This is a genomic window from Bacteroides sp. AF29-11 (genome assembly GCF_003602895.1).
In the GTDB taxonomy this organism is placed as follows: Bacteria; Bacteroidota; Bacteroidia; order Bacteroidales; family Bacteroidaceae; genus Bacteroides; species Bacteroides uniformis.
Window position 1 is genome coordinate 572,065 of sequence record NZ_QTLY01000001.1, and the last position, 18,637, is coordinate 590,701.

18 protein-coding genes, 2 tRNA genes and 1 pseudogene are annotated in these 18,637 nt (G+C 44.4%); 15 read left to right on the forward strand and 6 right to left on the reverse strand.

Annotation, left to right across the window (positions count from 1 at the left end; genetic code table 11):
* Positions 1-24 precede the first annotated feature (24 nt).
* From DWZ03_RS02115 to DWZ03_RS02140, 6 genes are all read left to right on the forward strand, one after another.
* Positions 25-1,470 (forward strand): lipopolysaccharide biosynthesis protein, encoded by a 1,446-nt coding sequence (locus tag DWZ03_RS02115; RefSeq protein ID WP_117969061.1) that lies wholly within the window; start codon positions 25-27, stop codon positions 1,468-1,470.
* Entirely contained in the window at positions 1,467-2,378 is a 912-nt protein-coding gene (locus tag DWZ03_RS02120; RefSeq protein WP_120128644.1) for a beta-1,6-N-acetylglucosaminyltransferase, read from the forward strand. Before DWZ03_RS02115 ends, DWZ03_RS02120 begins: the two co-directional genes overlap by 4 nt.
* 63 nt (positions 2,379-2,441) lie before the next feature.
* A complete protein-coding gene (locus DWZ03_RS02125; RefSeq protein ID WP_005834345.1) occupies positions 2,442-3,311 on the forward strand; it encodes a phosphorylcholine transferase LicD in 870 nt (289 codons plus the stop codon).
* Between the two features lie 15 nt (positions 3,312-3,326).
* On the forward strand, positions 3,327-4,343 hold the full coding sequence (locus DWZ03_RS02130; RefSeq protein ID WP_005830833.1) for a hypothetical protein: 1,017 nt from the start codon (positions 3,327-3,329) through the stop codon (positions 4,341-4,343).
* Between the two features lie 40 nt (positions 4,344-4,383).
* Positions 4,384-5,649 carry a glycosyltransferase family 4 protein gene (locus DWZ03_RS02135; RefSeq protein ID WP_044468325.1) on the forward strand — a complete coding sequence of 422 codons (1,266 nt, stop codon included), beginning with the start codon at positions 4,384-4,386 and terminating at the stop codon, positions 5,647-5,649.
* On the forward strand, positions 5,642-6,388 hold the full coding sequence (locus DWZ03_RS02140; RefSeq protein WP_120128646.1) for a glycosyltransferase family 2 protein: 747 nt from the start codon (positions 5,642-5,644) through the stop codon (positions 6,386-6,388). Before DWZ03_RS02135 ends, DWZ03_RS02140 begins: the two co-directional genes overlap by 8 nt.
* 265 nt (positions 6,389-6,653) lie before the next feature.
* Here DWZ03_RS02140 and DWZ03_RS02145 read toward each other — a convergent pair whose 3' ends face one another.
* Positions 6,654-7,370: an SIR2 family NAD-dependent protein deacylase gene (locus DWZ03_RS02145; protein WP_008662496.1), complete on the reverse strand. Its 717-nt coding sequence runs from the start codon at positions 7,368-7,370 to the stop codon at positions 6,654-6,656.
* A 182-nt stretch (positions 7,371-7,552) separates the two neighbouring features.
* Here DWZ03_RS02145 and DWZ03_RS02150 point away from each other — a divergent pair, with 182 nt between their 5' ends.
* The 7 genes and pseudogenes from DWZ03_RS02150 (at position 7,553) to DWZ03_RS02185 (ending at position 11,910) form a co-directional block, all read left to right on the forward strand.
* Positions 7,553-8,146 carry an FKBP-type peptidyl-prolyl cis-trans isomerase gene (locus DWZ03_RS02150; protein ID WP_044468323.1) on the forward strand — a complete coding sequence of 198 codons (594 nt, stop codon included), beginning with the start codon at positions 7,553-7,555 and terminating at the stop codon, positions 8,144-8,146.
* Between the two features lie 18 nt (positions 8,147-8,164).
* Complete coding sequence (locus DWZ03_RS02155; RefSeq protein ID WP_005830844.1) at positions 8,165-9,031, forward strand: FKBP-type peptidyl-prolyl cis-trans isomerase; 867 nt, start codon at positions 8,165-8,167, stop codon at positions 9,029-9,031.
* Between the two features lie 229 nt (positions 9,032-9,260).
* Positions 9,261-9,725, forward strand: coding sequence for an Lrp/AsnC family transcriptional regulator (locus DWZ03_RS02160; RefSeq protein WP_005830846.1), 465 nt, complete (start codon positions 9,261-9,263; stop codon positions 9,723-9,725).
* A gap of 9 nt (positions 9,726-9,734) precedes the next feature.
* Positions 9,735-10,046, forward strand: coding sequence for a DUF4491 family protein (locus DWZ03_RS02165; protein ID WP_005834338.1), 312 nt, complete (start codon positions 9,735-9,737; stop codon positions 10,044-10,046).
* Between the two features lie 92 nt (positions 10,047-10,138).
* Positions 10,139-10,212, forward strand: a tRNA-Ile gene (locus tag DWZ03_RS02170).
* A gap of 546 nt (positions 10,213-10,758) precedes the next feature.
* Positions 10,759-11,427: pseudogene (locus DWZ03_RS20130) on the forward strand (IS982 family transposase); the annotation flags it as partial.
* A 27-nt stretch (positions 11,428-11,454) separates the two neighbouring features.
* Positions 11,455-11,910 (forward strand): lipocalin family protein, encoded by a 456-nt coding sequence (locus DWZ03_RS02185; RefSeq protein ID WP_005830863.1) that lies wholly within the window; start codon positions 11,455-11,457, stop codon positions 11,908-11,910.
* 127 nt (positions 11,911-12,037) lie between these two features.
* Here DWZ03_RS02185 and DWZ03_RS02190 read toward each other — a convergent pair whose 3' ends face one another.
* A complete protein-coding gene (locus DWZ03_RS02190; RefSeq protein ID WP_005830867.1) occupies positions 12,038-12,676 on the reverse strand; it encodes a nucleotidyl transferase AbiEii/AbiGii toxin family protein in 639 nt (212 codons plus the stop codon).
* Positions 12,673-13,005 carry a hypothetical protein gene (locus DWZ03_RS02195; protein WP_005830869.1) on the reverse strand — a complete coding sequence of 111 codons (333 nt, stop codon included), beginning with the start codon at positions 13,003-13,005 and terminating at the stop codon, positions 12,673-12,675. Before DWZ03_RS02195 ends, DWZ03_RS02190 begins: the two co-directional genes overlap by 4 nt.
* A 176-nt stretch (positions 13,006-13,181) precedes the next feature.
* Here DWZ03_RS02195 and DWZ03_RS02200 point away from each other — a divergent pair.
* A tRNA-Met gene (locus DWZ03_RS02200) sits at positions 13,182-13,247 on the forward strand.
* Positions 13,248-13,390: 143 nt separating this feature from the next.
* Positions 13,391-14,659 (forward strand): phage integrase SAM-like domain-containing protein, encoded by a 1,269-nt coding sequence (locus DWZ03_RS02205; protein ID WP_035447284.1) that lies wholly within the window; start codon positions 13,391-13,393, stop codon positions 14,657-14,659.
* A 206-nt stretch (positions 14,660-14,865) separates the two neighbouring features.
* Here the strand turns inward: DWZ03_RS02205 and DWZ03_RS02210 are convergent, their stop codons facing one another.
* The 3 genes from DWZ03_RS02210 to DWZ03_RS20135 all read right to left on the reverse strand — a co-directional run bounded on the left by DWZ03_RS02210 (position 14,866) and on the right by DWZ03_RS20135 (position 18,623).
* Positions 14,866-15,978 (reverse strand): BF3164 family lipoprotein, encoded by a 1,113-nt coding sequence (locus DWZ03_RS02210; protein WP_242496941.1) that lies wholly within the window; start codon positions 15,976-15,978, stop codon positions 14,866-14,868.
* Between the two features lie 315 nt (positions 15,979-16,293).
* A complete protein-coding gene (locus tag DWZ03_RS02220; protein WP_227186982.1) occupies positions 16,294-18,393 on the reverse strand; it encodes a family 20 glycosylhydrolase in 2,100 nt (699 codons plus the stop codon).
* 23 nt (positions 18,394-18,416) lie between these two features.
* Positions 18,417-18,623 carry a hypothetical protein gene (locus DWZ03_RS20135; protein ID WP_035447288.1) on the reverse strand — a complete coding sequence of 69 codons (207 nt, stop codon included), beginning with the start codon at positions 18,621-18,623 and terminating at the stop codon, positions 18,417-18,419.
* Positions 18,624-18,637 lie beyond the last annotated feature (14 nt).

Consider the following 18,637-nt stretch of genomic DNA (forward strand, 5'->3'; position numbering starts at 1 on the left):
CGTTGCCTTATCAACCAATAAACTATGTCCGATACATCACTCAAAGAAAAAACAGCCAAAGGCCTCTTCTGGGGAGGATTCAGCAACGGCATACAGCAGTTGTTAAATCTGGGATTCGGAATAGTCCTTGCCCGTCTGCTGGATGCTTCGGATTATGGTATGGTAGGGATGCTTACCATCTTCTCCGCCATTGCCGCCGCCTTGCAGGAGGGTGGGTTCATTTCGGCACTGACCAACCGGAAGGAGACTTTGCACAAGGATTACAACGCCGTGTTCTGGTTCAGCCTGATGTGCAGCACTACTATATATATATTACTCTTCTTTGCCGCACCGCTGATTGCCGACTTCTACGATACGCCCGAGCTGATACCGCTGTCCCGTCTCTCCTTCTTGGGATTCGTCATTTCCAGCATGAGCATTGCACCGAGGGCATATCTATTCAAGAACCTCAGAATCAAGGACACTACCGTCATTTCTATTTCAAGTCTGATAGTCTCCGGTATTGTGGGCATCACATTGGCGGCAAACGGATTCGCCTATTGGGGGATTGCATTGCAAAGCATCTCTTTCATCACCGTAATGACGATTCTTAACTTCTACTTCTCGCATTGGAGACCCCGCTTCCGGTTCGACTTCACACCCATTAAGGAGATGATAGGGTTCAGCAGTAAGATAATCATTACGAATATCTTCACCATAATCAATAACAATTTGTTTTCCGTCTTGTTGGGTAAGTTCTATTCGGAACGGGAAGTGGGTAACTTTACGCAGGCAAACAAGTGGAACGGCATGGGACATACCACGATTACGGGCATGATAAACGGCATTGCACAACCCGTCTTTACCCGGGTTGCCGACGACAAGGCACGGCAACTTGCCGTATTCAGAAAGCTGCTGCGCTTCACCGCCTTTATCTCTTTCCCCGCCATGCTGGGATTGAGCTTGGTATCGAAAGAACTGATTATAATCACTATCACGGAGAAGTGGCTGCCCAGTGCCGATATCTTGCAACTGTTATGTATTTGGGGAGCATTTATTCCCGTCATCAATCTGTTCTCCAACCTGCTCATCAGCCGGGGACATTCTTCTATCTATATGTGGAGCACCATCAGCTTGAGCCTGCTGCAAATAGCAGCTGTATGCGCCATATACCCATACGGGTTGGAATGGATGCTGCGTATTTTCGTCATTATCAATATCGGCTGGCTGTTTGTATGGTTCCGTTTTGTCAAGAGGGAGATAGGATTAAGACTGCGCGATATGCTGAAAGACATCTCTCCTTATCTCTCCCTATCCATTGTACTCGTAGTGTCAACTCACTATGCTACTCAGCCCATAGAAAACCTATACTTAAATATGGCAGCCAAAATCATTATGGTAGCTGGGCTTTATGCACTGGTTTTGTGGAAACTACAATCTACCATCTTCCGGGAAAGCATTGAATTCCTCTTAAAGAAAAAAAGAGCATGAGCCGCATAGCCTACATCATATCCGCCTACAAGGATGCCCCACACTTGGCACGCCTGGTTGCCGCACTGGATGACCGGGCAGACTTCTACGTGCACATCGACCTCAATGCCGATATACACCCTTTTGAAGAAGCCTTGGGAGACAAGGTCACTTTCGTGCCCCGCCACCGGATAAGCTGGGGAGGATGGGAACAAGTGGAATATCAGAAAGAATTGCTTGCCGCCGTATTGCATAGTGGTATCCCCTATACCCGCGTAGTATGCCTGAGCGGGCAAGACTATCCGTTATGGAACAACAACGCCATCCACCGCTATTTCGAGGAGCATCAAGACACTGAATTCATCGGCGGTTTCAACCTGACACGCTGCACCGTGAAACAGCAGTTGCACAAGATAACCCATTACCACCCTTTCCGTGACCTGCCTTGGAAGAGTATATGGTGGAAGAACAAACTCATCGTAGCATCGCGCAAGCTGGCACAGATACTCCCCATCCGGAAAGCCCCTTTTGCACCCTTGGAGGGCAAGCAGGCAGATGTCTATTTCGGTTCCGACTATTGGGCCATCACGTTGCCCTGCGCACGATATGTATATGAAAAGTTGTGTACGGAGGAGAAGCTGGTGAAGTATTTCAGAACCAGCTTTGTACCCAGCGAACTGTGCATACAGACCATCGTATTCAACTCCCCTTTTGCCTCAAAAGGGCTTCTTTTAGAGGGAGAATACCCCGGACTTACCCGTCTCACCCCCTTGCACTACATAGACTACGGCGCATCCATCCGCGTGATGACACTCGAGGACCTGCCGGTATTGCGGCAGTCTGGAAAGATGTTCTGCCGGAAAGTGGTAAGCGGGGAGTCCGACACACTGATAGAAAAACTCAAGTCCGATTTCGCAAAAGAAGATTGAAATGGAAAGTGCTCCTTTCAACTATTATCATTATTTTTGCAGACATCAATCAAAATGGTATCCATGGTAAAGCAATATACCCCAGAAGAACTGACCCAACTACATCAGGTGCTATACGAAATACTGGAAGAGATTGTGCGCATCTGCGACAAACACAATATTCCCTATTTTGTAATCGGCGGAACAGCAATAGGGGCACTCTATGACAAAGCGATTCTTCCTTGGGATGACGACATAGATATAGGTATGAAACGGGAAGACTACAATAAGTTTCTCCAGATAGCCTCCCAAGAACTGAGAGAACCATACTTTCTTTCATGGATACATACCGACCCTCATAGTCCTTATTACTTTGCCAAAGTCAAGAAAAACAACACCTTGTTTGTCGAAGAGATGTTTAAAGATGTACCTATGCATCAGGGAATCTTTGTCGATATATTCCCTTTTGACCGTATTCCAAACAATAAGCTATTAAGGAAGATACAATATGAAGCCGTCAACTTTCTGAAATGCTGCCTGATGGGAAAAGAGGTATGGCTATGGAAACACTTCGGAAAATGTCAAATATCCAACCCTACCAATCGTGGAGCTGTTGCCTGCCTTCTGAACCGGATAGTTGATATGACACTCTCTAAAAAGACAATCTACCGTTTGATGGTGATAATGCAAAGTTGTTTCAACTCATGGAAAACTTTGTATTACAACAATGTGATTACCACTACCGACCATGTTTTGGAGACGAGTCTCAACCATTTACAACCAATCAAATTCGGTCCACTTTATCTGAAAGCACCTGATGGATTGGAAAACTTTCTACGGTACAACTATCCCACTTTACACCGGTATACAGAAGAAGAGCAGGACAAGATAAACAATCATTATCCGGCAGTTCTTTCTTTCAACATACCAAATGACCATATAGCCACCTCCTAATCCAACAAAATTGCCATGAAACCAGCCCTTGTAGATGTATCTGTACTGATTCTTTTCTTCAACCGCCCCAAACTGCTGGCGCAAGTATTCGAACAAGTGAAGAAAGCACGCCCCGCACGACTGTTTCTCTATCAGGACGGCCCGCGCGGCGAGCGTGACATGCCGGGCATAGAAGCTTGTCGCAAAGTGGTGGCAGACATCGATTGGGAATGCGAAGTACACCACAATTACCAGGAGAAGAACTACGGCTGCGACCCATCGGAATACATGGCACAGAAGTGGGCATTCTCCTTGTCGGACAAATGTATCGTGCTTGAGGATGACGACGTGCCCGCCGTCTCTTTCTTCGGCTTCTGCAAGGAACTGCTCGACAAGTATGAGCACGACACACGCATCAGCATGATTGCCGGATTCAACAACGAGGAGATTACACCCGACATCACTTCCGACTACTTCTTCGCCACCACCTTCTCCATCTGGGGATGGGCGAGCTGGCGGCGGGTGACGGACCAATGGGATGAATTCTACACCTTCCTGGACGACAAGGAGAACATGCGGCAACTGAAGAACCTCATCCACACACGGCGCTACCGCAAAGACTTCATCTACATGTGCCAACGACACCGCGAACACGGGAAAGCCTATTACGAAACCATCTTCCACGCTTCCATGTTGTTCAATTCGGGTCTGAGCATCGTGCCCACCCGCAACATGATAAACAATCTGGGAGCCACTGCCGACTCCACCCACTTTGCCGGCTCCGTGCACACCATGCCGCGCGGTTACCGCCGCATCTTCACCATGAAACGCCACGAAGTGGAGTTTCCACTGAAGCACCCTCGCCACGTCATCGAGAACACAGCCTACAAGGATAGCGTTTACCGCATCATGGCATGGCGGCATCCCTGGATAAAGATTGCACGGTCGTTCGAGGAACTGGCGTTGAACCTACGGTACGGCAACTTCACCATCATATGGCAAACGCTGCAAAAGCGTATCCGGAAATGGACGAAACAAGACCGGCATCTGTAACAAGAAAAAACATTCAAAAAAGAAGAAACGAACAACAGTCATGAGAGTACTACTTATCAATACATCCGAACGCATCGGCGGCGCAGCCATCGCCGCCAGCCGTCTGATGGAATCACTCAAGAACCACGGCATCAAAGCCAAGCTGCTGGTACGCGACAAGCAGACCGACCAAATCTCCGTTGTGTCACTAGACCATAACTGGCGCATGGTGTGGAAGTTCGTCTGGGAGCGCATCGTCATCTGGAGCGCCAACCGCTTCAACAAGAAGAACATCTTTGCCGTAGACATTGCCAACACGGGGACAGACATCACCTCACTGCCCGAATTCCAGCAAGCAGACGTCATCCATCTGCACTGGATAAACCAAGGGATGCTCTCGCTGAAGAACATCGAGAAGATTCTCGCCTCGGGCAAGCCCGTCGTCTGGACCATGCACGACATGTGGCCCTGCACTGGCATCTGTCACCATGCCCGCGAGTGCACCCACTACCAGCAGGAATGCCACAACTGCCCCTTCATCCACGGAGGCGGAGGCAAACGTGACCTTTCCTACCGCATCTTCCACAAAAAGCAGGCATTGTATCGCAACCGTCACATCAACTTCGTCACCTGCAGCCGCTGGCTGGAAGAACGTGCCCGGACAAGCGCCCTCTTCTGCGGACATGCCGTGACGTGCATCCCCAACCCCATCAACACCAACCTCTTCAAGCCCCGCAACCGACAGGAAGCCCGCAGCCGTTGCCTACTGCCGCAAGACAAAAAGCTCATGTTGTTCGGCTCGGTGAAGATTACGGACAAACGGAAAGGCATTGACTACTTGATAGAATCGTGCCGACTGCTGGCCGACAAGCATCCCGAACTCCGGGAACAGTTGGGTGTCGTCGTCTTCGGCAACCAATCGCAACAACTGGAAAACCTGCTTCCATTCAAAGTCTACCCGCTGAACTTCGTCAGCAACGAACACCAACTGGTGAACATCTACAATGCCGTGGACATCTTCGTGACCCCCTCGCTGGAAGAGAACCTGCCGAACACCATCATGGAAGCCATGGCATGCGGCATTCCCTGCGTCGGATTCAACGTGGGCGGCATCCCTGAGATGATAGACCACCTGCACAACGGCTACGTGGCACAATACAAATCCCCGGAGGACTTTGCCAACGGCATCTACTGGACGCTGACCGAACCCGACTACCCCAGCCTCTCGGAACAAGCCTGCCGGAAAGCCATCTCCCACTATTCGGAGAACGTCGTCGCCAAGAAATACATTGACCTTTACAACAAAGTGACCGGAAGAAATGCATAACCACCCCACCCCGAAATTCAGTATCATCACCGTGACCTACAATGCCGAAGCGGTACTGGAGGACACGATTCAAAGCGTTATCTCGCAAACCTACCACCACGTAGAATACATCCTTGTGGACGGCGCGTCCAAAGACGGCACGCTCTCCATTATCGACCGTTACCGCGACCGCATCACCCGCATCGTGAGCGAACCGGACAAGGGACTGTACGACGCCATGAACAAAGGTATCTGCCTTGCCACCGGCGATTACCTCTGCTTCCTCAATGCCGGCGACAGCTTCCACGAGGACGACACCTTGCAGCAGATGGTGCGTTCCATCTCCGGCAACGAACTACCCGACGTGCTGTACGGCGAAACGGAACTGGTGGATAAAGAAGGCCACTTCATCCGCATGCGCCGCCTCGCCGCCCCGGAAGTGCTTACCTGGCGAAGCTTCAAGCAGGGCATGCTGGTCTGCCATCAGGCCTTCTTTGCCAAAGCTTCCCTTGTAGAACCCTACGACCTGCAATACCGCTTCTCCGCCGACTTCGACTGGTGCATCCGGGTGATGAAGAAGGCAAGGGCGTTACACAACACCCATCTCACCCTCATCGACTATCTGGAAGAGGGAATGACCACCCAGAACCGGCAAGCATCCCTGCGCGAACGCTTCCGCATCATGGCGCGACATTACGGACTGGCGAGTACCATAGCCCATCATGCCTGGTTCGTATTACGGGCCGTGATAAAGAAATAGCACAAGTTTCGAGAGCAAATATACTTTATTCCCGCAAGACCTATACCTTGTGGGAATCCCCCCTATACCCAGCTCCCTACAGTATAGGAGTGAGTACCCAAAACATCCCCATGTTTTCACCTAAAACATCCGGATGTAATGGGGCAAAACATCCCCATGTTTTTGGGTAAAACATCCGGGTGTTTTGGAGAAAGGCATCCGGATGTTCTGCATATTAAGTCCTATACCGTGAGGGGCTAAGTCCTAAGACGTAGGAGATTAAGTCCTAAGGCAAAGGAGGCTGGGTAACTGTAAGCAGCGCCTTCAACTCTTTTACCCCTTCCGAAGCTCCCTTTTGAATGACATGTATCGGACGCATGACGTGCGTGTCCACCGGCTTGGGGTCTATCAGATACACTTCGGCGGCACGGGGCACGTAGTTCAGCAGTCCCGCAGCGGGATAAACGTTCAGGCTGGTGCCGATGATGACGAAGATGTCCGCCTGCTCCACATACCGGATGGCAGTCTCAATCTCCGGCACCGACTCGCCAAACCACACGATGAACGGGCGGAGCTGCGTACCGTCGCCCGCCTTGTCGCCCAACTTTACTTCATATTCCTCCGGCGCCAGTTCCTTGACGAAATGCGGATTATAAGGGTCGCGGCTGGAACAAACCTTCGTCAGTTCCCCATGCAAGTGTATCACGTGCGTACTGCCGGCACGCTCGTGCAGATTATCTACGTTCTGGGTGACGACCGTTACATTGAAATCCCTCTCCAGGTCGGCAACGCCCAGATGCCCGGCATTCGGCACCACATCGAGCAACTGCTTGCGACGTTCGTTATAGAAATTAATGACCAGTTCCGGATTACGTGCATACCCCTCGGGAGTCGCCACCTGCTCCACCGGATATTTGTCCCACAGTCCGCCCGCATCACGGAATGTGCTGATGCCGCTCTCGGCGCTCATACCGGCACCCGACAATATGACCAAGTTCTTCATTTTCTGCTCCTTTCCTTTATTAAAGTAAGACAAATATAAGAAGAATGTTCAAGTTGTGATATAAATAAGAAAAATTAAATACTTAAAAGCCTTATCATTCAAATAAAAGACGTACTTTTGCCACTCATAAATTTGCAATAGACTGGAAAAGAAACCAATCCGGTCGTCAACAAAAGAATCTTATGGACAAATTCAGTTATGCTATCGGCCTTGGAATAGGTCAGAATCTTTTAAGCATGGGTGCCAAAGGCATTGCAGTAGATGACTTTGCACAAGCAATCAAAGACGTTTTGGAGGGCAACCAGACGGCAATCAGCCACACAGAAGCCCGTGACATCGTCAACAAGTACTTCGCCGAACTGGAGGAGAAGATGAACGCAGCAAACATAGAAGCCGGCAAAAAGTTCCTGGAAGAGAACAAAAAACGCGAGGGAGTTGTTACGCTGCCCAGCGGACTTCAATACGAAGTTATCACGGAAGGAAACGTGGGCCGCTATGCCAAAGCCACCGACCAGGTGCAATGCCACTACGAAGGCACACTGATTGACGGAACGCTGTTCGACAGCTCCATCAAACGCGGCCAGCCTGCCACGTTCGGTGTAAACCAAGTGATACCCGGTTGGGTGGAAGCCCTGCAGCTTATGCCCGAAGGTGCCAAGTGGAAACTCTACATCCCCAGCGACCTGGCATACGGAGCGCAGGGTGCCGGCGAGATGATTCCTCCCCACAGCACGCTCGTATTCGAAGTCGAATTACAGAAAATTTTATCTAAATAAACAACAAGTAAAAGCAAAATGAAAAAAGTAACATTTCTCATGGCTCTTGCAGTAGCTGCCGGTATGGCATCTTGTACTGCTCAAAGTCCGAAAGCTGATTTGAAGACGGACATCGATTCATTGTCTTACGCCATCGGTATGGCACGTACAGAAGGTTTGGACCAGTATCTTGCACAGCAAGGAATTGACTCAACCCAGATGTCAGAATTCCTGAAAGGTTTCAACGAAGGCGCAGCCAAAATCGATAAGAAAGACGTGGCTTACATGGCCGGTCTGCAAGTAGGCCAGATGGTCAGCAAGCAATGGGTGGAAGGCTTCAACCAACAAATCTTCGGCAACGACTCTACACAGAGCATCAGCCGCGAAAATCTGCTGGCAGGTTTCGTAGCAGGTGTCATCGGCAAGGGTGGTGCTATGGATATGATGAAAGCTCAAGAGTACATGCGTACTCAGATGGATGCCATCAAAGAAAAAGCAACCGCAGAAAAGTATGCTGACAACAAAGCTGCCGGTGAAAAGTTCCTGGCTGAGAACAAGGCTAAAGAAGGTGTAGTAACTACCCCGAGCGGTCTGCAATACAAAATCATCACCAAGGGTAACGGTGCCGTTCCTGCCGACAGCAGCAAGGTGAAAGTAAACTACAAAGGTACGCTGATTGACGGAACAGAATTCGATAGCTCTTACAAGCGCAACGAACCTGCTACTTTCCGTGCCAACCAGGTAATCAAAGGCTGGACAGAGGCCCTCACCATGATGCCCGTCGGCTCTAAGTGGGAACTCTATATCCCCTACGACCTGGCATACGGTTCAAGAGAAACCGGTAGCCAAATCAAGCCGTTCTCTACTTTGATATTCGAAGTGGAACTGCTGGGTATCGAGAAGTAATGTAACAATCCGAAGGGAGGGGCAAAACCCTCTTGATACTTCTTTTAGGCGCGGATTACGCGGAATACGCGGATTTGGTAAACTAAATCCGTGAAATCCGCGTAATCCGCGCCTTATCGTTACCCCTCACTTTTATTCATTTTTCCGTCCCTTTTTATAGATAAATTAAAATAAAGTCCTATATTTGCTTACTATTTGATAACAACAAGAACTTTACTTATTTACTATTATGGAAAAAATAGACAATCTTGACCGGCAGATTCTGGAAATCATTTCCCAAAATGCCCGTATCCCTTTCAAGGACGTAGCTGCTGAATGTGGCGTGTCACGTGCTGCCATCCATCAACGTGTACAGCGCCTGATTGACCTTGGCGTTATTGTTGGCTCAGGCTATCATGTAAATCCCAAGTCCCTTGGATACAGAACCTGCACTTACGTAGGAATCAAGCTGGAAAAGGGCTCCATGTATAAGACGGTAGTTGCTGAGCTGGGCAAGATTCCCGAAATCGTAGAATGCCACTTCACCACTGGTCCGTACACCATGCTGACCAAGGTATATGCCCGCGACAACGAGCATCTGATGGATTTGCTGAACAACAAGATGCAGGAGATTCCTGGCGTAACCGCTACCGAGACCTTGATTTCCCTGGAACAGAGCATCAAGAAGGAGATTCCTATTTGCCCCGAGAAATAACGAACAACAATGGATTTCTTGAACGAATATCATCTGTCGGGCCTTGTCATAGGTATCTGCACATTCCTCATCATCGGCTTGTTTCACCCCATAGTTGTGAAAGCCGAATATTATTGGGGCACCAAGTGTTGGTGGATTTTCCTTTTACTCGGCATCGGCGGCATCATTGCCTCCCTTTATACGGAGAACATCATGATAGCCTCCCTTTTGGGCGTCTTTGCATTTTCCTCGTTCTGGACCATCAAGGAGATATTCGAGCAGGAAGAACGAGTGAAAAAAGGCTGGTTTCCCAAGAATCCAAAACGAATTTATAAGTTCTAAGGACAAAGGTTATAAGGAATTTTATCCAAAAGTCTTGCATATTTCAATAGAAAATGCTACTTTTGTCCCCGCTATCCAAGCAAGGATGCATCGGACTTGTAGCTCAGTTGGTTAGAGCAACAGACTCATAATCTGGAGGTCCCTGGTTCAAGCCCAGGCTGGTCCACAAAGAATTGCCTCATAAACAAGTGTTTATGGGGCTTTTTTATTAGGACTTCTTCTCTTTGGATTTTCGAAATACTGACAAGAAACAGGCTGTTTTGCTTCGTTGTTGACCTATTGTTGACCCCAAAATAAGTACCACAAACAGATAATCTCACCACACAGATAAGCAGACTACAAACTATTCAGAATATCTAAAATGAAAGAATTTACTTATGAACAGATAAGAACAAAGGCTCTTAAACAGGGAGTGAAAGATAATAAGGTTCACATTGGATTGTGGGCTAATCTTAATAACTATCTAAAGACAAGGAGAAAAAAGAATGGAAAGGTTACTACCTATTATATTTCATTGCAGAAACTATCTTATTAATTTACTAATATTTAAACTGACATGATAATTCATCTACCAACAGGAAAGAAGTTCCACAACAGAAAGGAAGCCAAGATATATTTTGACACTGCCTACTATTACAAAATGGCACAGCGTAGAGAATCATTAAACATGGGTGAGTTTGCAGAAGAAGCAGTCACTGTAGAAGAAGTTGCAGCAGCATTGAATTTGTTCCATGCCTACAACCCATCCAAAGACCTGCACCTGTTAAGAACACTTGGACAGATGTCAATCTCCACAAGCGAGGACTCCACTCCCTTACGTGTTTGTCGTAACCAAAGAATCCTTATTCATAAGACATTTGAGGGACTTGCCGAGCGTGGAAAATGTTCAATGGGATGGTCCTTCGGATTCAAGTTGCATCTGATAATCAATGACAAGGGTGAAATTCTCAATTTCATGTTCACGCCTGGAAACGTGGATGACCGGGAACCGTTGAAGCAAGGTAAGTTTCTGGAGAACATCAAAGGAAAACTATGTGCAGACAAAGGATATATTGGTCAGGCTCTGTTTGAGAACCCTTTTCTTAATGGCATACAGCTTGTCACTAAAGTTAAAAACAATATGAAGAATTCACTGATGAGTATTGCCGACAAGATTTTGCTCAGAAAAAGAGCCTTGATCGAAACGGTCAATGACGAATTGAAGAACATTGAGCAGAGGGAGAAATCCTTACCTTTAATAAGGATAACACCTATACAGAGAAAGGCGAAAATGACACTCAAAATGATACATTTGAATACTTCCCTAACAGATATATGTTCGTTACTTATTATACAACTGATTGGGGAGAAGAGAATACCATTTACACTGTTGTTAAGATAACTAAAGATGAGCTATATCTTAACAACAATGAAAACTTTAAGATTAATTGGAACGACCTTATTAATGGTCATGTTGGCTGTAAACTTTACAGCATGTAGTGATGATGAAGATGAACAGACAATCATTGAACAAGCTAACCTTATAGGTAAATGGCAGACCACTTGGGAGAAGATTCACAAAGTGGAGAATGATAAGGAAGTAGTAACTTCTGATGAAGCATATACCAATGGTTTATGGGAGTTCAAAGCTGACGGTACTTGCACAGAAGGCTATGCGGACGGTGGATATACAGAAACAAGTCGTTGGTCTTTGAAAGACAATAAGCTGACTATCTCTTACGATGATGGTTATTCAGATGTCCTAACTGTTAATGAACTTACAGCTACTAAGTTGGTTCTCGCCTTTGAGGATTGGGACACAATGGATGATGGTAGCGAGGAATTGGATGACATTACAACAACCACTTACAAGAAGATTGACTAATTACCAATCTACTTAAGACAGAGCAGCATTTGAGGAAACTCTTATGCTGTTTTTCTTTTTATAAAGCTACTACAATTTCAAGGAATACTTCTATATATAATCCCATTCGCAAGAATGTTGCAGCAGTTTATAATAAACAAAACTTTATATAATCTTCTATTTCTTGAGCAGTTACAGCATAAATCGGTGCAAGTTGCTCAAAATGGGAATCTCTTGTAAAACGAGAGCCGTTGGTGAGCATAGCTAACAGATTCTTGGATTTCAATTTATGTCCAGAGTAGGTAAGGGCTAAAGATACCAAATCGTTGATAGGTACACCAGACTTTAAGATGGAATAAATATCATAATAATCGCGAAAATTACTCCTGCGTAGCATCACCTCCATCTTCATAGCTCCAATAGACTTTACATCTGCCAATCTGAGATTATTCAGATATTCCACAGGCATACTTACAGGAGAATATTTAGGACAGGCATAAAAGGAGAACTTTACTCCAGACACTAAATACTCCACATGGTCTATATCTAAAATGTCCTTATGCTGAATATCACCTATTACAGCGAGCTCTTTCTCTATCTGATACCATGCCACTTCCATTTTCTCTGTTTTAGAGGTACGCCATTTCATAAAGTCCAAGTCCTCACTTTGTCGAGTTCCCATTTGCAATGACAAAGCTGTGCCACCTACCAAGAGATAGGGTTTGATGCAGTCCAACTTAGAAACGGCTTCAAAAACTTGCAGCGTGTGTGGAGCTAAACCTTTCATGCAAACATTTTATTAAGATGGCGGGTAGCCATAGACTTTATATAAGCATCTGGCTTCTTTGCCTTGAAATAATACCATGCAAAAAAACGATTCAACGTGTAGAGATATTCCGCTTGGGGAACAAGATAATCCAGCCACACCTGCTTAATTTTCTTGAAAGGATAAATTAGAAACAGTTGGTTTATTTCTTCCAAGTCAAGATGTAACAAGGTTTTCTCAATCAGCATATCATCTGGAATATCCTTGATTAAGTTTTCATTGTACGACCAAAAGCAGTGTTCTTGCTTCAGTTTCGCCAATAGTTCTTGTTTTACCACATCTCTTGACATAACTCCCTGTTTTAGAATAACACAAAATTAGTGATTATTCTTGTCCAAAGCAAATCACAATGGAGAATGTTTCATTGTGAATAAGATTTTTAGTAAATTTGCATAATAAGTTCAGTGTTGACCTATTGTTGACCTCAGAACTTACACAGAGATAATTAACGTGTTGATAACGAGGCAGCTCAGTTGGTTAGAGCAACAGACTCATAATCTGGAGGTCCCTGGTTCAAGCCCAGGCTGGTCCACAAACTAAAAGGCTCATCTCTAACGAGATAGAGCCTTTTTTAGTTCATGGAGACCTCCGATTAAGGGTCTGTTGCTTGGTTATATTAGCCTTAATAAAGAGCAGTTGTTTCACTATTGTTTCACCAATTAAACAATGTGTAATATGCTGACAATCAACCCAGAAGTAGTTAAAGTACAAAGAAAGACAAATGACTGTTTCACCGTAAGGCTTAGATTTACTCTTAACAGAAGAATGAAACGTATATCAACAAGCCTATTCGCAACCCCTAATGATTTAACAAAGAACTACAAGATTAAAGCCTCAGCACCCATAAAACAAGATATAGACGCTTTAATCCACAGCTACTATGACAAGTGTGCCAAACTCCAAATTGAGTTAAACAACTACACGTTAGACGATGTAATGAACTACCTAAATGGAGAACAAGAGAAGCAACAAACCATTGACTTTATAAAGTTCAGTCGTGAGTGGATAGCCTCAACCACTATCAAAGGTGCACCTAACTACACCACTGCCATTAATGCCTTAGTCCGTTTCATAGGTAAAGAGGAATTGGATATTAATTTGATTACCCTTGACTTCTTAGAAAGCTTTAAAGCATTCTTGAATAAAGAACGTGAGATACGGACTAAAAGATTAATGCAGCAGGGTAAACGGGTACCTTCCAATCGTTCACTCTCTCTATATTTGATAAGCATTAAGAAGTTATTCAATGAAGCCAAGAAGAAATACAATAAGAAGGAGAAGAATTTAATCCTAATCCCCAACTCACCCTTCATGGAACTTGAAATACCCAAGCAGGAAGCAACAAGAAAGAGAGCCATATCCGCAGATATTATAAAGAAGCTATGGAAGCTACCCTATAAAGATATGAAGAAAGGCTACAAATCTACCTGCCATTATAATTTGGCAAAGGATTGTTTCATTCTATCATTCTGTCTTATGGGAATCAATTCAGCAGACCTTTACAATGCCACTGAAATGGAAGGTTATACAATCGTCTATAATCGTACCAAGACGAAAGACCGTAGATTGGATAAGGCTCAAATGAAGGTTGACATACCCAGATTAATCCTGCCTCTTGTTGAGAAGTATAAGGATAAGACTGGTAAACGTCTCTTCAATTTCTATCAATACTATGCTGACGAGAAGGATTTCAATAAGGCTATCAACTACGGCTTAAAAGAAATTTGTACAATATTAGAAATTGACGATTTGGAATACTACGCAGCAAGGCATAGTTGGGCTACCATTGCACTTAATAAAGCTGGCATTGATAAATATATAGTCCATGCAGCACTTAACCATATTGACGATGCAATGAAAGTAACGGACATCTATATTGAACGTGATTTCGTAAATGAGAACAAGGCTAATACTAAGGTTGCGAAGTACGTGTTTGGCAAGTAAGCTAATAATTCCCCACTAAAAATCTACTGAGCTATAATTAGTCGCTATCCTTTTTCGGCTTCCACATGCTTCAAAGGTAGAATGCCTAAAAAGGATATCAAATCAACACTTCAGTAATTTAATGGATATCAGTTATATACAAATTAAAACATATAATTATACGCTATCCTATTTCTAGTGTATAAGGGAAATACTAGACTATATATCTAAAAAACGACATCAAACGAAACAAATGCAGGTTCTGGCAGATTCCCCAGCCCGATAATCTTATGCAATTTTGTACACAAAGCCATCTGATAGATTCGTTTATCCAATATCAACTTGGCTATGGGTACTCCCGAGTAATTGAAAACCAGCACCTTGTTCGCCATGGATTTTTGCGGGTCATTATAGTCATACTCGCTTAAAAGTTGATCTAAGTACAAAATATAGATATATTGGTCATCCATTGCCAAATCCAACACCTGCCCAAAGCTTCTTGCCTTACTAAACAAGAGGTTATAGTCTTTACATTCATAAAAAGACCGATCAAAATAAAAGTTCCAGTCTTTTACCATGGTTCCATTTTCCAGGTGGTATTTAGCAAGATACGGCAGTTTGCTAGGCGCAAACACCATATGCCCGTCATGCGCCGACAGATAACCTTTCAAATTCATCCGTGAAGACTGGACAGAAATTTTGTTCCCCACCGGAGATTCGCCGAACCTCTGTAAAGGCTGCAGATTGGCATCCAGTAAGGAAAAGAAACTACCGTCCTTTCCGCACAATAGGGAGACAAAATGCTGTTCATCCAGTCGTACGAAATTATAATCTGCAGGATTGAGCTCACCTTGCACACGCTTATAAGGAGTTTTTTTTCTGGACAGCTCTTCAATTTCAATAGCATTTCCGTTGCCTTTTAGAGACATCACTGCCAACATTTGTATATTGACATCATTCAAACCGAAGGTGTTTTCGTGAGCGTATGTAATTATTGGCTGTAGGAACTCGCCAGGACCATTTCCCAATGAACCCCAAGTATGGATTTTTTTCATACCCGAAGGAATGGAATATACATGGCAAAAATCATTTTGGGCGACATGCGTCATTACCAAGAATGTATCAACACAGTCAATCCATCCCATATTAATCAGCAATTCTGTATCAGATTGCTCACCATCTACTCTAATCTCCTTATCAAAGGCTGGAAATTCTGTTTTAGATTCGAAGCTACAACTTGACAAGAAGCATAGAAGAATGAATATAATAGAAGTTGTTTTCTGCATAAGTACTTCAAAGCAACATGTAGAATAATCAATGAGCCCTACTTTAAGTTTCACTTTACATCTTATTACATATCTGTTGTAACAAGCTAATGGCTAAAAGTGAAATTTAAAGCAGGCTTAATAATTGCACTTTAGCACTAATCATTATATCCAACCAGGCCTTTTGGTATGACCCAGCAAAATATTTTCACCATAATCTCCGTCAGGATATATTACAACCATTGAATATAAATCAGGGAATTATCACTATCCTTTTTCAACTTCCACATGCTTCAAAGATGAAAAAGCATTAGTGTCCACCAATGAATTCTTACAACAAATTAAAGGCAAAGAATAACCTAAAATGGATCCTTGTAACATGAACTCGAATTACTTTTGCAGTACTTTCAAATTTAACAATTGCCCACTAAAATTTCCAGTAAAAGCTAATGGAAAAACAAGAGTGGACTGGTAGTACACCACCTCCTCGCCAATTTTATAAAGTATCTTTTTATCCAAAGTCTGATGTAGTTTTCCATCAATGTATAAACTTGTAGAGGTATGGTCACCTTTAATCACAATTTGTACCCGTTGACCGATAGGAAACATATAATCAAACTCATTTAAATAACCATCTGACCAGAATGCCAATTTTCCAGACTTTGGGCTACTCTGATACAAAATGGCATTGGAAGATTTAAAAAGCACACTGCCCTTATCTGCGGATTTTGCAGTGAAATCAAAAGCCACTTCATAATCATACCCTACTTCTTCTATCAAAAGCTTTTGATTCCTTTTCAACTTCGAGACTTGAAGCACTTTCCCATCCATCGTTTTTACCTTTGCTCCAATATTCACTCCCGGAGCTTCCGACAAAGCACGACGGCAAGAATCAAACCGTGCGAAAGACAAATCATCCACAGCACCGGTCCACATTTTCAAGCTTAATGTCTGCATAGCAGGATACGCACGATGATGAATGTCCTTGAAAGTAATCCCATTTCCAATGTAATCATTCCATACGGCAAACATTCCCCCTTTCACACGCCTATCATTCCGACTAAATATTCTATCATCAAACATATAGGGTTCCCAGTTATTAAAAATCCACTCTATATTCAGGTAATCGTGGTAATAGAGTGCCGTCAATGGTATTATGTACAATTGGCTACATGCCACATTCACCAATCCAAATCCCAATTCGGCCATTTCAAAGGGATCGGCATAACCATTGTACCAAATGTCCAATAGTACCTCGTCAGACTTCACAGGAAGATCTCCTCTGGCATGCGTCAATGCACCCCATGCCACCGCTTTCTTCCCAAAACCCTCCACATATTTAATGTAATAATCAGTAAAAAAGCGAAACTTTTCAACAACATTAGGATCCGAATTATCGTATTCATCTGTACCAATATGCACTTCTTTACCCCTAAACACCGGATTTTCTCCACCTAAATACTCTGCAAACAAGCTGTCCAAGAACAAATAAGTCTCCGGATTAAACAAATCCAGGTGATCCTCTCCGTACTCCTTACTAGCAATTTCCGGCTTATAGCGCGTAAAGGCCAATGAATGCGCAGGCACATCTATTTCCGGCAAGACAGTCACTCCATACTGCTCGGCTAACATCTGAAGTTCAACAAATTCTTTTTTTGAATAATGAGCCCCCTCCGTGGCCAATCCCGGAAACACGGTACTTTCTAATCGGAAAGCCGCGGGTGTTTGCGACCAGTCATTGCCATAGAACTTTTTAAAGCCGTTGTCATTCAAATGAATCTGGAAACAATTCATTTTATAATAGGACATTATCTTCACATAATCCCTCAAAAAGCCAATGGGGACAAATTTACGTCCTACATCCAACATAAATCCACGCTTAGGATAATTGGGCCAATCTACAGCCACTCCCTGCGGCACCGCCCCATCATACTGTTCCATCATTTGAAGAATGGTCCGAGTTCCCCAAAACACTGCCTGCGTCGTTGCACCCGTCAACACCATCCGATCAGACACATCCAAATAATACTTCTCCCGATTCTCTTCTGTTTCTTTTCCAGCCAAAGTCAAAAAAATATCTCCCGAGCAGGCAGAAACGCCTTCCGCCACCTTATATTTCCTGCCAAACATCACTGCTAAATCTTCGGCAAATGTGTTTGCCACCGGATTGAGTTCTGCTGCATAGCGGGGGTCCAACACCAACCGACACGATGAGCGCCAATAGCCATCCCCGCCTTTCCACTCCTGTAATGCCGGTATCACAAATGGCCTAGAATTTTCTGCCTTTAGCCCTGGCACAAATAGTATGCAAGACACTGCTCCCAATAACACACCTGCCTTAAACACCTGCAACACTTTACCAAAGAGAAACTGCCCCAAAAACAAAATAGTCATTTTCACATCACGAAATATCCACCTCATGTAGTTTGGTCCAAAAACATCAATCCAAGCATTATGCTTGGTAATCCATCTATCCAAAGCAAATTCCATACTATTTATTTTAAAGTTTCAGTTCACTCTACAAGAGTGATTTTTTTTACAAAAGTAACTCCATGATAAGGGACTTGTGTCCAAAATCCCCCTTTATACTCCCCTAAATCCTTTTGATGCCACAAATCACGAACAGAGACTTTTTCTGTATTTCCAAGGCTGCACCATAGACTATTAATCTGTGGAACCTCAGGTGCTTTGGGGGTTAGGATATATTTCTCCTTTGCCATCGATTTTGACCAAG